A 13113-nucleotide genomic window follows, 5' to 3' on the forward strand; every position below is an offset into this window, starting at 1 on the left:
CGTGGAAGGACGTATGACAGAGCTGCAGGACATGGATGCCGAGCGCCGCTTCGGGGGCATAGACCGTTTGTACGGCGCGGGCGCCCGCGCGCGCCTGGCCGGGGCGCACGTGATGGTGGCGGGCATAGGCGGCGTGGGCACCTGGGCGGTGGAGGCGCTGGCTCGTTCGGCCGTGGGCGCCATCACCCTGATCGACCTGGACCATATCGCCGAGTCCAACATCAATCGCCAGTTGCCGGCGCTGGACAGCACGCTGGGGCAGGGCAAGGCGCAGGCCATGGCCCGCCGCATCTACGACATCAATCCGGCCTGCCGGGTGCAGGTGGTGGACGATTTCGTCTCGGAAGACAATGTGGCCGGCCTGCTCGGGCAGCAGCCCGACGTGTTCCTCGACTGCACCGATCAGGCCAGCGCCAAGATCGCCCTGATCCTGGAGGCCCGCCGGCGCGGCGTCGCCTTGCTGACCTGCGGCGGCGCCGGCGGCAAGACCGATCCTCTTTCCCTGCGCGCCGGCGACCTGTCGCAGGCCCGGCACGATGCGCTGCTGGGGCGGTTGCGGCAGATCCTGCGGAAGCAGGATGGCTTTGCGCGCGGCAGCGATGCGCAGGGCCGCGCCTTGAAGCGCGTGCCGCGCATGGGCGTGGATTGCCTGTGGTTCGAGCAGGAAACCCGCCTGCCCGAGGCCTGGACGGCCCGGGAGGACGGAGCCCTGCAGGGCCTGGCCTGCGCCGGCTATGGATCGGGCGTGACGGTCACGGCCAGCATGGGCCTGCTGGCGGCCGATGTTGCCTTACGCCGCATCCTGAATCAGTAAGGCGTCCTGCCAGCCGCGCAGGGCGTTCGAGATGCGCAGCGCCCGGGCCTGCAGCAGCATGTCCAGCGTGATGTCGGCTTCGCGTACCAGCCCGCTGTTCAGCAGGGCCTGGCGCTGCACGCCGGGCAGCAGCCAGCCGCTGGCGGCCGGCGTCCACCAGGCTCCGTGCTCGTCCTGGATGTAGATGTTGCTGCGGCTGCCTTCGCAGACGCGGTTCTGGCCGTCCACGAAGATGATGTCGAACAGATCGGGGTCTTCCGCCAGCAGGCGGCCCGCCTGCTGGTACCAGGGGCGATGCGTGGTCTTGTGGGCCAGCAGCGGATCCAGGACCGGCAGCGGCGTAGGCGACAGGCGCAGCCGCAGCGGTCCGGGCAGGGCGGGCAGCGGTTCCGCCTGGGCGGTGGCCGCGCCATGCGCCTGCCACAGCACGCGCAGTCGCAGCGCGGTCCGGCTGGGCGCCCGGGCCAGGGCCAGATGCACGGCCTGCAGCCAGATCTGCGTGTCCCAGGCGTAATCCAGGGCGGCGCAACTGCGCGCCACGCGCTCCAGGTGCAGCTCCAGCAGCGGAATCTGGCCGTCCGCATCCACCCGCAGCGTTTCGATCAGTTCAGGTTTGCCGTGCGTCATGGCGGGGCCTTTGCGTCAGGGTTACGGGGGTCTGCAGCACGCGCGCCTTCCACAGGCACTCCTGCCATTCCTGTTCGGGATCCGAGTCCAGCACGATGCCGCCGCCGGCGCCGAACACGCCCTGGCCGTGGTCGTCCAGCTCCAGGGTGCGGATGCTGACATTCAGGGACAGGTCGCCCTGCGGGCTCAGGAACCCGACCGAGCCGCAATAGATGCCGCGGCGCCAGGGTTCGAGCCGGCGTATGCACTGCATGGCGGCCAGCTTGGGCGCGCCGGTGATGGACCCGCAGGGGAAGAGGGCGCGCAGCAGCGCTTCCAGCCCGCAGTCCGCATCCAGTTCGGCCTCGACGGTGGAGGTCATGGTCCAGACCGAGGCATACTGCTCCACGTCGAACAGGCTGGTGACGCGCACCGTGCCGGTGTGGGCCACCCGGCCCAGGTCGTTGCGCAGCAAGTCCACGATCATGACATTTTCCGCCCTGTCTTTAAGGCTGTCACGCAGTTCCTGCGCATTGGCCCGGTCGCGCAAGGGGGCGGGGTCGCGCGGCCGCGTGCCCTTCATGGGGCGCGTGCGGATGCGCGCGCCGCGCTTTTCCAGGAACAGCTCGGGCGACAGGGACAGGACGTGGCGGCCGCCCAGGTCCAGGTAGGCGCCGTAGGCCACCGGGTGGCGTGCGGCCAGGGCGGCGTACAGGTCGCGCGGCGGCATGTCCGCATGGATGCGCACGGGCACGGTGTAATTGATCTGGTAGAACTCGCCGGCCCGCAGTCCGGCCTGGATCTGTTCCAGCGCGGCGCGGTAGTCCTGCGGCGCGACGTCCAGGCTGGCCTGCAGCGCGGGCGCGGCCTGGCTGTTCCACAGGGGGACGTGCCGGGCCTGTTCGAAGACCAGGGCGGTCAGCGGCGCCTGGGCGCGCGCCGGACGCGGCGCCAGGCGCGGCTCGAACAGTTCGGCCAGCTCGTAGTCCAGGGCCAGCGCCACCCAGCGGCCCGCCAGCCGGGCCTGCTCGATGGCGTCGAAAGCCTGCTCCAGCTCCTGGGGCGTGCGGGCTTCGATCTTGCCCAGGCACTCCCGCATTTCCAGCGCCGTGTTCGTCAGTCGGTCTTCGAATCGGCCATACATGCGCCGTGTTCCTCTAAAAATGCCGCCAGCGCCGCCCCGGTATGCGAGGCCGGCGTGGCCTGGACCTGTTCGGGCGTGCCTTGCACGACCAGCCGGCCGCCGCCCGAGCCGCCTTCGGGGCCCAGGTCCACGATCCAGTCGGCTTCGGCGATCAGGTCCAGATTGTGTTCGATCACGACCACGGTGTGCCCGGCGTCGACCAGCCTGTGCAGCACCAGGATCAGTTTTTCCACGTCCGCCATGGACAGGCCCACGGTGGGCTCGTCCAGCACGTACAGCGTATGGGGCGCCTTGTAGGCCCGGCCCGTGCGGGTCAGGCCTTCATCCAGCCGCGCCTTGACCAGTTCGCTGACCAGCTTGATGCGCTGGGCTTCGCCGCCCGACAGGGTGGGCGAAGGCTGGCCCAGGGTCAGATAGCCCAGGCCCACGCTTTGCATCAGCTGCAAGGGCCGCAGGATCTTGGGGTGGGCGGCGAAGTATTCCACGGCCTCGTCCACGTCCATCTGCAGCAGCTGGCCGGCGGACACGCCGCGCCAGGTCACGGACAGGGTCTCGGGATTGAAGCGCTGGCCGTGGCAGGCGTCGCAGGGCACTTTGACGTCGGGCAGGAAGCTCATCTCCAGCGTGCGCATGCCCTGGCCTTCGCACAGCGGGCAGCGGCCCTCGCCGGTGTTGAACGAGAAGCGCGACGCGGTCCAGCCGCGCAGACGCGCGTCGTTCGTGCCGGCGAACAGCTTGCGCACCTCGTCCCAGAAGCCGATGTAGGTGGCCGGGCAGGAACGCGGCGTCTTGCCGATGGGGGTCTGGTCGACTTCCAGGACGCGGTCCAGGGACTCCCAGCCGCTGATGCGCGAACAACCCTGCCAGGACGGCGGCAGCTTGCTGCCCACCGCGCGCGCCAGGTTGTCCAGCAGCACGTCGCGGGCGAAAGTGGATTTGCCGGATCCCGACACGCCCGTGACCACGCTGAGCTTGCCCAGCGGAATGCCGGCCTGCACGTTCTGCAGATTGTGCATGCGGGCGCCGTGCACGATCAGCAGCGGCGTGTCCGACTCCACCGGGCGGCGCGCCTGCATGGGGTGCTGCAAGGGTTCCCGCAGGTAGCGGCCGGTCAGCGAAGCCGGATTGGCCTCGATTTCCTCCAGCGTGCCCTGGGCGATGACTTCGCCGCCGCGCTTGCCGGCGCCCGGGCCCATGTCGATGATGTGCTGGGCGCGGCGTATGGTGTCTTCGTCGTGTTCCACCACCACCAGGGTGTTGCCATTGCCTTCCAGGCGGGCCATGGCCTTGAGCAGGATCTGGTTGTCGCGCGGATGCAGGCCTATGGTGGGTTCGTCCAGCACGTAGCACACGCCCTGCAGGTTGGAGCCGAGCTGTGCGGCCAGGCGGATGCGCTGCGCCTCGCCGCCCGAGAGCGTGGGGGCGGCGCGGTCCAGGGCCAGGTAGCCCAGGCCCACTTCGTGCATGAAGTCCAGGCGGCTGCGGATCTCGTTCAGGATGTCGCGGGCGATGTCGGCCTCGCGTCCGTCCATGTCCAGCCCCGTGAAGAAGGTCTGCGCTTCCTCCACCGGCAGGGAGGCCAGTTGCGCAATGGAGCGATCACGCCATTCGAAGGCCAGCGATACGGGGTTCAGGCGCTGTCCGCGGCAGCTCGGGCATTCTACGGCTTCGCCTTCGTAGCCCGCGTTCCAGGCGCTTTCTTCTCCGGTCTGCTCCTGGTCGAAGCCGGTCAGCTTGACGCCGGTGCCGAAGCAGTCCGTGCACCAGCCATGCTTGGAGTTGTAGGAGAACATGCGCGGATCAGGCTCGGGAAAGCTGGTGCCGCAGCAGGGGCAGGCGCGCTTCACCGAGAAATGCTGCTGCCCGGCGTCGGCCGAAGGCGGGGCGCGGCCGCGTTCCTACAGCGGCAGGGCGCCGGACGGCGTCAGCGGCGGGAGCACGGTCAGCGTGCCGTGGCCCAGTTCCAGCGCCTCGCGTATGGCCTGGCGCAGTTGCAGCTCGTGGCGCGGGTCCACGATCAGGTCGGCTACCGGCAGCTCCAGCGTGTGTTCGCTGTAGCGGTCCAGGCGCGGCCAGGGAGAGACGGGGATGAACTCGCCGTCCACGCGCAGGTGGGTGTAGCCCTTGCCCCGGGCCCACTTGGCCAGGTCGGTGTAATAGCCCTTGCGTGCCGTCACCAGCGGGGCCAGCAGGCCTATGTGTTCGCCCTTGTGGTCGCGCAGCAGTTGCGCGGCGATCTGCTCGGGTGTCTGCGGCGCCACCGGCACATGGCAGGTGGGGCAGTACTGCGTGGCCAGCTTCACGTACAGCAGGCGCAGGAAGTGGTGGATCTCCGTCATGGTGGCCACGGTGGACTTGCGGCCGCCCCGGCTGGTGCGCTGCTCGATGGCCACGGTGGGCGGGATGCCGTAGATGGCGTCCACGTCGGGCTGGCCGGCCGGCTGCACGATGGCGCGCGCGTAGGCGTTCAGGGATTCCAGGTAGCGGCGCTGGCCTTCATTGAACAGGATGTCGAAGGCCAGCGTGGATTTGCCCGAGCCCGATACGCCCGTGACCACGGTGAAGGTGTTGCGCGGGATGTGGACGGAGATGCCCTTCAGGTTGTGTTCGCGCGCGTTCAGGATGGCGATGCGGCCGTCGTCCGCCTTGGCGGGCGCGGCGGCGTAGGCGACGGCGGGCTCGGCCAGCGCCGGTGCGGCCTGGCCGATGATGGCGTCTTCGTACTCCTTCAGGGCGCGGGCGGTATGCGATTGCGGCAGGGCCATGATGTCGGCGGGCGTGCCCGCGCCCAGCACCAGGCCGCCGTGCTCGCCGCCTTCGGGGCCCAGGTCTATGACCCAGTCGGCGGCGCGGATCAGGTCGAGGTTGTGCTCGATGATGAGCAGGCTGTGGCCGGCGGCCAGCAGCTTGCGGAAGGCGCGCATCAGGCGCGCGATGTCATCGAAGTGCAAGCCGGTGGTGGGCTCGTCGAACAGGAACAGATTGCCCTTCTTGGCCACTTGCACCCGGCTCAGACGGCTGCGCGAGGCTTCCGCCAGGTAGCCGGCCAGCTTCAGGCGCTGGGCCTCGCCGCCGGACAGCGTGGGCACGGGCTGGCCCAGCTTCAGGTAATCCAGGCCCACGTCGGCCAGCGGCGCCAGGCCGTCTGCACGTCGCGCAGGCCTTCGAAGAATTCCAGCGCTTCGTGCACGGTCATGTCCAGCACTTCGTCGATGGAGGCGCTGCGGCCGAAATGCTCGATGCGCACTTCCAGCACTTCCGGGCGGAAGCGCTTGCCGTCGCAGTCCGGGCAGCGCAGGTAGACGTCCGAGAGAAACTGCATCTCGATGTGCTCGAAGCCGGTGCCGCCGCAGGTCGGGCAGCGGCCGTCGCCGCTGTTGAAGCTGAAGGTGCCGGGCGTGTAGCCGCGCTCCTTGGACAGCGCCGCCTGGGCGAAGAGCTTGCGGATGGGGTCGAATGCGCCCACATAGCTGGCCGGGTTGGAGCGCGCGGTCTTGCCGATGGGCGTCTGGTCCACCATGACGACCTCGGCGACCTGCTCCACGCCCAGCAGCGCGCCGTAGGCGCCGGGCGCCTCGGTGGGCTTGCCCTGCTGCTTGAGCATGGCGGGGTAGAGCACGTCCTGGATCAGGGTGGACTTGCCCGAGCCCGACACCCCGGTCACGCAGACCAGGCGGCCCAAGGGGATGGAGACGGAGATGTGGCGCAGGTTGTGCGCGCTGACGTCTTCCAGCAGCAGGCGCGGCGTACTGTCGGCCACGGGCAGGGGGCGGGGCGCTTCGATGCTCAGTTCGCCGCTCAGGTAGCGGCCCGTCAGGGTGTCGGCGCGGCGCAGCGCCTGCGGGGAACCGTCGAACAGGATCTGTCCGCCGCGCTCTCCGGGCCCTGGCCCCATGTCCAGGATGCGGTCGGCCGCCACCATGACTTGCGGATCGTGCTCCACCACCACCAGGGTATTGCCGTTGCCGCGCAGCCGGTGCATGACCTGGATGATGCGATGCATGTCGCGCGGGTGCAGGCCGATGGAGGGTTCGTCCAGCACGAACAGGGTGTTGACCAGCGAGGTGCCCAGCGCCGTGGTCAGGTTGATGCGCTGCACCTCGCCGCCCGACAGCGTGCGGCTCTGGCGGTCCAGCGAAAGGTAGGCCAGGCCCACATCGCACAGGTAGTCCAGGCGCGCCAGGGTTTCTTTCAGGAGCAGGTCGATGGCGGCGTCGCGCGCATCGCCGAAATGCAGGCCGCGGAAGAAGTTGCGCACATGCTCGATGGGCAGGCGCATCAGGTCGGGCACGCTCAGGCCGGGCAGGGCGTCCAGTTGCTCGCGCGACCACAGCGCATGCACCGGCATGAAGCGCTTGTAGACAGACTCGGCGGGCGCTGCATCCCCGCCCACGCGCCACAGGCTGGCGTCGGGCTTCAGGCGCGAGCCGGCGCAGGCCGGGCAGGTGTTGTAGCTGCGGTACTTGGACAGCAGCACGCGCACGTGCATCTTGTAGGCGCGCGACTCCAGCCAGTCGAAGAAGCGCTGGGCGCCGTACCACTGGGTCTTCCAGGCGTGGTTGCCGCCTTTCCAGTCCGGCGTCCCGTGGATCACCCAATCCTTTTCCGCGTCGCTCAGGTCTTTCCAGGGCACGCCCAGGCGCACGCCCGCCGCCGGCGCGTAGCGCTCCATGTCCTGCTGGCATTCCTTGTAGCTGGCCGTCTGCCAGGGACGCACGGCGCCCTCCAGCAGGCTTTTGGTCTGGTCGGGCACCACCAGCCCGTAGTCTATGCCCATGACGCGGCCAAAGCCCCGGCAGCTGTCGCAGGCGCCCAAGGGCGAATTGAAGGAGAAGGTGCTGGCCACCGGCGCGCTGTAGTCGATGTCGCAATGCGCGCAGTGCAGGCCCTGGCTGAAGCGCCAGGCGGTTTCCGGGCCTTCGCTGCCGGCCGAGGCGTAGACCGTCAGTCTGCCCTGGCCGTGGCGCAGGGCGGCCTCGATGGCTTCCATGAAGCGCTCGGGCTCCACCGTGCCGGCGCGAAAGCGGTCCTGGATCACGTACAGCGTCTTCTGTTCCGCGGGCCGCCCCTTGGACGCCTTGCCCTTGGCCGGCGTGTCGGCCGGCGCGGTTTCCTCGTGGTGCAGGCGGGTGTAGCCCTGCTGGTGCAGCAGCTTCTCGATTTCCTCGCTGGTGAAATTGACCGGCACCTTGACCGGGAAGGTCAGCACCAGGCGCGGGTCGTCGTGGTCGCGGGCCAGCGCGCGGATCTGCCGCGCGATGCTGTCGGCATCGTCGCGCCGCACCGGGCGCGAGCATTGGCGGCAGAACAGCTCGCCCAGCCGGGCGTACAGCAGCTTGATGTAATCGTTCAGCTCCGTCATGGTGCCCACCGTGCTGCGCGAGTTGCGCACCGGGTTCACCTGGTCGATGGCGATGGCGGGCAGGATGCCCTCGATGCGGTCGACCTGGGGCTTGTCCATGCGGTCCAGGAACTGGCGCGCATAGGGCGAGAAGGTTTCCACATAGCGCCGCTGCCCTTCCGCATACAGGGTGTCGAAGGCCAGCGAGCTCTTGCCCGAGCCGGACACGCCGGTGATGACCAGCAGCTCGCCGGTCTTGATGCTGACATCCAGGTTTTTCAGGGTGTTCTGGCGGGCGCCAAAAATGCGTATTTCTGAACTCATGGCAAGGTAGGCTTCTTGGAGAGGGCGGAGAAGGACGCGCAGGGAAGAGCCGGGCCCCCGAGAGGGGCGGGTCGCGAGTACGGACCGCGCGCAGGCTGGGCGCAGCCTGTGGGCTCCGAGCGTCGATCCACCATGGAGGGCTCACGCTAACCTTTGTATCTTAACGCGGATTACGGTAGAATTTCCGGTTAGCTTTTGCGCTTTTGTCGGGATCATCCGGCAGGGCTTTTATTTGAGATCGGAGATCACCATGGCGGAAATCAAACGCACTCGCCGCAACACGCTGGAGCGTCGTTGCCTTGGCAAGGCCTTCAAGCGTCTGTTTGTTCGCGCCCCCAAAGGCGTGTTCAAGATGCTGGAAAAAGTCAAGCGCGTGTAAGTGCGCCTGGCCGCGTCCCGGCCCGGATCGCATCCGCGGCCCCAGGGGAAGCGAACTGTTCCTGAACAGGAAAAGAACCACAGGCATGCCTGTGGTTTTTTTTGCGCTCGCCAAAGGGCCGGTTAAGAATGGATACCAAATCCCTGGCGAGCCGCCGCTGGCCGGGCGATGGCGTCAGGGGGCGCGCATGCTATGGTATGCGTGCACGTTGGCCGAGGCCTGCATACGCTCGCTGCGTCGGCCGTTCAATCTTGGGAAAGAAGAAAAACAATCATGGAATGGCGCCATTTGTTCACGGTTCTGACGCCCACCTACAATCGGGCCCACACCCTGGAGCGGGCCTACCGCTCACTGTGTGAACAAACGTATCAGGATTTCGAGTGGGTGGTGATCGACGACGGCTCGACGGACGGCACCCGCGAGCTGGTGTTGGGCTGGCAGCAGGAGGCGCGCTTTCCCATCCACTATGCCTGGCAGGAGAACCGCCACAAGAAGGCGGCCTTCAACCATGGCGTGGCCCTGGCGCACGGCGAGCTCATCGTCGCCCTGGACAGCGACGACGCGCTGGACACCAACGCCCTGTACGACATGGCGCAGGTCTGGCGCGACATCCCCGAGCAGGAGCGCGGGCGCTATGCGGGCGTGACCGGCTTGTGCGTGCGGCCCGACGGCAAGGTCGTGGGCGATATGTATCCCAGCGACGTGTTCGATGCGACCTCTCTGGACCTGACCTTCCGCTACGACATCCGCGGCGAGAAATTCGGCTGCCTGAGCACGGCCGTGCTGCGGCAGTTCCCGTTTCCCGAGCAGATCGAGGGCTTCGTGCCCGACAGCATGGTCTGGCGTGCGATCGCACGGGCCGGCTACAAGAACCGTTTCGTGAACATGGTGTTCCGCGTCTACCACGACAGCCCGGATTCCCTGTCGGTTCAGGGCAGGACCAGCCAGCAGCACGCGCTGGGGCTGTGGCTGCTGGCGCAGGACACGGTGGTGGAGTGCCTGCCCTGGTTCCGATACAGCCCCAAGGCTTTCCTGATGGCGGCTGCGCGCTACACGCGCTTCGGCCTGCACCTGCGGGCCAGCGGGCGCACCCCGCCGCCGCAATACAAACTGAAGGGCCTGGCCTCGCGTCTGCTGGTGGGGTTGATGTGGCCGTTGGGCGTCGCCCTGTACCTGCGCGACCGCATGCGCGCCTGACAGCGCGCCCTGGAAAGGCGCCGCCTTAGTGCAGGGTGCGCCTCTGGGGATCCGGGAAGTCGTCGTCGTCCTCGTCGTCATCATCGTCCTCTTCAGGGACGAAGGCGTCGTCGCTCAGGGCGAAGGGCAGGAGTTCTTCCAGCGTTTCGGTCCAGGCCACCTCGTCCCCTTCCTCGTCCACCTTGATGAAACGTATGGGGTCGGCGTCCGTCAACTGGACGGCCCACAGGTAGCGGCAGGCATACACCGCCGTATCGTCCGGCTCCAGGCCGCCGCGGTTGCCCAGCACGCGCGCGCCTTCGCCGCCGATCTGGACCACGGTGAATTTGCTCTCGTCCTCGTCCTTGTCCAGGGGGACGGCGAAGATGGCCCATTCGAAGCCGGTTTCCTCGGCGTCCACGACTTCGGCCAGGACGGCGCGGCCCAGGTAGGCGCTCAGGGCGTCGGCCGTGCGGCCCAGGGTTTCCAGCTCGTCGGCGGTAAAAACAAGGTCAGGTGCGTCGGGGGTGGACATGGCGTCTTTGGTTTGTCAGCATAAAGTGAGTATATTACCCGACGGATGCTCACGGGCAGTTCGTTCTTCAGCCCGCATGCCGGGCAATAGCGCGCTTTTCGCGCGCTGAACGCCTACAATCCCTGTTTTCCGAACACGCCCAGTTTTTTCCTTTTAGGTTCTTATGGCTCAATACGTTTATTCGATGAACCGCGTCGGCAAGATTGTGCCGCCCAAGCGGCAGATCCTGCGCAACATCTCCCTGTCCTTCTTCCCCGGCGCCAAGATCGGCGTGCTAGGCCTGAACGGCTCGGGCAAATCCACCCTGCTCAAGATCATGGCGGGCGTGGACAAGGATATCGAGGGCGAAGCCATTCCCATGGCGGGCATCAAGATCGGCTACCTGCCCCAGGAGCCCCAGCTCGATCCCGCCCATACCGTGCGTGAAGCCGTGCAGGCCGGGCTGGGCCAGGTCTTCGAAGCCCGCCAGCGCCTGGAGCAGGTGTATGCCGAATATGCCGAGCCGGACGCCGATTTCGACGCCCTGGCCGCCGAGCAGGCCGAGCTGGAGTCCATCATCGCCGCCGCCGCCACCAGCGGCGCGGACGACATCGAGACCCAGATGGAGATCGCCGCCGACGCCCTGCGCCTGCCGCCCTGGGACGCGGTCATCGGCAATCTGTCCGGCGGCGAGAAGCGCCGCGTGGCCCTGTGCCAGTTGCTGCTGTCCAAGCCCGACATGCTGCTGCTGGACGAGCCCACCAACCACCTGGACGCCGAGAGCGTGGAACTGGAAGTGTTCCTGCGCCAGTTCCCCGGCACCGTGGTGGCCGTCACCCACGACCGCTACTTCCTGGACAACGCCGCCGAGTGGATCCTGGAACTGGACCGCGGCCATGGCATTCCCTGGAAGGGCAATTACAGCTCCTGGCTGGAGCAGAAGGAAGATCGCCTGAAGCAGGAAGAGGCGTCCGAGAGCGCCCGCCAGCGCACCATCAAGAAGGAGCTGGAGTGGGTGCGCCAGAATCCCAAGGGGCGCCAGGCCAAGGCCAAAGCCCGTCTGGCTCGCTTCGAGGAACTGTCTTCGCACGAATACCAGAAGCGCAACGAGACCCAGGAGATCTTCATTCCCGTGGCCGAGCGCCTGGGCAACGAGGTCATCGAATTCGAGAACGTCAGCAAGGGCTACGGCGATCGCCTGCTGATCGACAATCTCAGCTTCAAGGTGCCGGCCGGCGCCATCGTGGGCATCATCGGCCCCAACGGCGCGGGCAAGTCCACGCTGTTCCGCATGCTGGCGGGCAAGGAGCAGCCCGATTCCGGTACGGTCAAGCTGGGCCAGACGGTCAAGCTGGCCTATGTGGACCAGTCGCGCGACGCCCTGGCCAATGAAAAGACCGTGTTCGACGCCATCGCCGACGGCGCCGACCTGCTGACTGTGGGCAAGTTTGAGATGCCTTCGCGCGCCTACCTGGGTCGCTTCAATTTCAAGGGCGCCGACCAGAACAAGATCGTCGGCAATCTGTCCGGCGGTGAACGCGGCCGCCTGCACCTGGCCAAGACCCTGATCGCCGGCGGCAACGTGCTGCTGCTGGACGAACCATCCAACGACCTGGACGTGGAAACCCTGCGCGCCCTGGAAGACGCCCTGCTGGAGTTCGCCGGCACCGTCATGGTGATCAGCCACGACCGCTGGTTCCTGGACCGCATCGCCACGCACATCCTGGCCTTCGAAGGCGATTCCCAGGTCGTGTTCTTCGACGGCAACTACCAGGAATACGAAGCCGACAAGAAGCGCCGCCTGGGCGAGGAGGCCGCCAAGCCTCGCCGCATCCGCTACAAGTCCCTGAAGTAAGGAGCCGCCATGCCCGTACTGACCGCCCATCAATCGCAAGTGCTGATCGTCGATATGCAGACCGGCCTGCTGCCGGCCATCGCGGACGGCCAGGCGCTGCTCGATCGCGCCGGCAAGCTGGCGCAGGCTGCGCGCCTGCTGGGTGTGCCGGTGCTGGCGACCGAACATTGGGCCGACAAGATCGGCCCGACCGACCCCGCCCTGGCGCCCCATGTGGACCAGGTGCTGCACAAGAAGCATTTCGACGCCACGCGCGAAGCGGATTTTCTGCCCGCTCTGGCCGTAGGTCGGCCTCGAGTGTTGCTTCTGGGCACGGAGGCCCACATCTGCGTGTTACAAACCGGCCTTGGCCTGAAGGAGCGCGGCTACGAGCCCGTTCTGGTGGGCGACTGCGTGGGTTCGCGCCGCCTCGAGGACAGGCAGGCCGCCTGGGATCGCTGGGCCTGCCACGGGCTGGAGCGCATCACGGCGGAAATGGCCATGTTCGAGTGGCTGGAGATTCCGTCGAACCCGGCTTTCAAGCAGGTTCTGGCCTTGATCAAGTAGGGGAAGGCGGGATTTACAAATGTAGTGTTACCTAACAACCCTGTCCGGGCGTTTTCTTGCTACGCTTGTGTCATATCCGTTAATGTAGTTTCAACAACTGCTATTTCACGGAGAGTTGCATATGAAATTAGCTACTATCACCAAGGCAGGTCTGGCCGCCGTTCTGGCGATCACCATGGCGGGCTGTTCCTCCTGGGACAACATGAGCCACCGTCAGAAGAGCACGGTCACCGGCGCAGGTCTGGGTGGCGTTGCCGGCGCCGTGATCAGCGGTGGCGGCGTGCTGGGCACGGTCGGTGGCGCAGCCATCGGTGGCGTGATCGGCGATCAGGTCGGCAAGCGCCGCTGATCCCGTCCTTTCGCACGACCGACACGAAAAACCCCTTGGGAAACCAAGGGGTTTTTTCATGGGCG

The 13113-nt window shown here is 67.2% G+C and carries 9 protein-coding genes and 1 pseudogene; 6 read left to right on the plus strand and 4 right to left on the minus strand.

What is annotated here, in order from left to right; translation table 11 throughout:
• Positions 1-13 precede the first annotated feature (13 nt).
• Complete coding sequence (locus tag ACWPWO_RS04075; RefSeq protein WP_454004602.1) at positions 14-814, plus strand: tRNA threonylcarbamoyladenosine dehydratase; 801 nt, start codon at positions 14-16, stop codon at positions 812-814.
• Here the strand turns inward: ACWPWO_RS04075 and ACWPWO_RS04080 are convergent.
• The 3 genes and pseudogenes from ACWPWO_RS04080 to uvrA all read right to left on the minus strand — a co-directional run bounded on the left by ACWPWO_RS04080 (position 791) and on the right by uvrA (position 8229).
• Complete coding sequence (locus tag ACWPWO_RS04080; RefSeq protein WP_454004604.1) at positions 791-1441, minus strand: aminotransferase class IV; 651 nt, start codon at positions 1439-1441, stop codon at positions 791-793. The two genes, ACWPWO_RS04075 and ACWPWO_RS04080, sit on opposite strands and share 24 nt — an antisense overlap.
• Positions 1422-2564, minus strand: a complete 1143-nt coding sequence (locus tag ACWPWO_RS04085) for an aminodeoxychorismate synthase component I (protein WP_454004606.1) — start codon at positions 2562-2564, stop codon at positions 1422-1424. The genes ACWPWO_RS04080 and ACWPWO_RS04085 overlap by 20 nt, the downstream gene beginning before the upstream one ends.
• Positions 2537-8229: pseudogene (gene uvrA / locus ACWPWO_RS04090) on the minus strand (excinuclease ABC subunit UvrA). Before uvrA ends, ACWPWO_RS04085 begins: the two are co-directional and overlap by 28 nt.
• Positions 8230-8479: 250 nt before the next feature.
• Between uvrA and ACWPWO_RS04095 the strand changes: the two are divergent.
• Both ACWPWO_RS04095 and ACWPWO_RS04100 read left to right on the plus strand, forming a co-directional pair.
• Positions 8480-8608 carry a hypothetical protein gene (locus tag ACWPWO_RS04095; RefSeq protein ID WP_003803595.1) on the plus strand — a complete coding sequence of 43 codons (129 nt, stop codon included), beginning with the start codon at positions 8480-8482 and terminating at the stop codon, positions 8606-8608.
• 273 nt (positions 8609-8881) lie between these two features.
• The gene (locus ACWPWO_RS04100; protein ID WP_454004609.1) at positions 8882-9805 is read left to right on the plus strand and encodes a glycosyltransferase family 2 protein; all 924 of its coding nucleotides are present in this window, start codon (positions 8882-8884) and stop codon (positions 9803-9805) included.
• Between the two features lie 25 nt (positions 9806-9830).
• Here the strand turns inward: ACWPWO_RS04100 and ACWPWO_RS04105 are convergent, their stop codons facing one another.
• Positions 9831-10319: a hypothetical protein gene (locus ACWPWO_RS04105; protein WP_454004611.1), complete on the minus strand. Its 489-nt coding sequence runs from the start codon at positions 10317-10319 to the stop codon at positions 9831-9833.
• Between the two features lie 163 nt (positions 10320-10482).
• Between ACWPWO_RS04105 and ettA the strand changes: the two genes are divergently transcribed.
• The 3 genes from ettA (at position 10483) to ACWPWO_RS04120 (ending at position 13048) form a co-directional block, all read left to right on the plus strand.
• Positions 10483-12153: an energy-dependent translational throttle protein EttA gene (gene ettA, locus ACWPWO_RS04110; protein ID WP_454004613.1), complete on the plus strand. Its 1671-nt coding sequence runs from the start codon at positions 10483-10485 to the stop codon at positions 12151-12153.
• Between the two features lie 9 nt (positions 12154-12162).
• Positions 12163-12699: an isochorismatase family protein gene (locus ACWPWO_RS04115; protein WP_394064348.1), complete on the plus strand. Its 537-nt coding sequence runs from the start codon at positions 12163-12165 to the stop codon at positions 12697-12699.
• A gap of 121 nt (positions 12700-12820) precedes the next feature.
• Positions 12821-13048, plus strand: coding sequence for a glycine zipper 2TM domain-containing protein (locus ACWPWO_RS04120; RefSeq protein ID WP_394064350.1), 228 nt, complete (start codon positions 12821-12823; stop codon positions 13046-13048).
• Positions 13049-13113 lie beyond the last annotated feature (65 nt).

This window comes from Alcaligenes sp. Marseille-Q7550 (assembly GCF_965112015.1).

What these genes read in the sequence shown, in the direction of transcription:
- ACWPWO_RS04075 (WP_454004602.1), top strand. Translation starts at nt 14, where the DNA reads ATGACAGAGCTGCAGGACATGGATGCCGAGCGCCGCTTCGGGGGCATA.
- ACWPWO_RS04080 (WP_454004604.1), bottom strand. Translation starts at nt 1,441, where the DNA reads ATGACGCACGGCAAACCTGAACTGATCGAAACGCTGCGGGTGGATGCG.
- ACWPWO_RS04085 (WP_454004606.1), bottom strand. Translation starts at nt 2,564, where the DNA reads ATGTATGGCCGATTCGAAGACCGACTGACGAACACGGCGCTGGAAATG.
- ACWPWO_RS04095 (WP_003803595.1), top strand. Translation starts at nt 8,480, where the DNA reads ATGGCGGAAATCAAACGCACTCGCCGCAACACGCTGGAGCGTCGTTGC.
- ACWPWO_RS04100 (WP_454004609.1), top strand. Translation starts at nt 8,882, where the DNA reads ATGGAATGGCGCCATTTGTTCACGGTTCTGACGCCCACCTACAATCGG.
- ACWPWO_RS04105 (WP_454004611.1), bottom strand. Translation starts at nt 10,319, where the DNA reads ATGTCCACCCCCGACGCACCTGACCTTGTTTTTACCGCCGACGAGCTG.
- ettA (WP_454004613.1), top strand. Translation starts at nt 10,483, where the DNA reads ATGGCTCAATACGTTTATTCGATGAACCGCGTCGGCAAGATTGTGCCG.
- ACWPWO_RS04115 (WP_394064348.1), top strand. Translation starts at nt 12,163, where the DNA reads ATGCCCGTACTGACCGCCCATCAATCGCAAGTGCTGATCGTCGATATG.
- ACWPWO_RS04120 (WP_394064350.1), top strand. Translation starts at nt 12,821, where the DNA reads ATGAAATTAGCTACTATCACCAAGGCAGGTCTGGCCGCCGTTCTGGCG.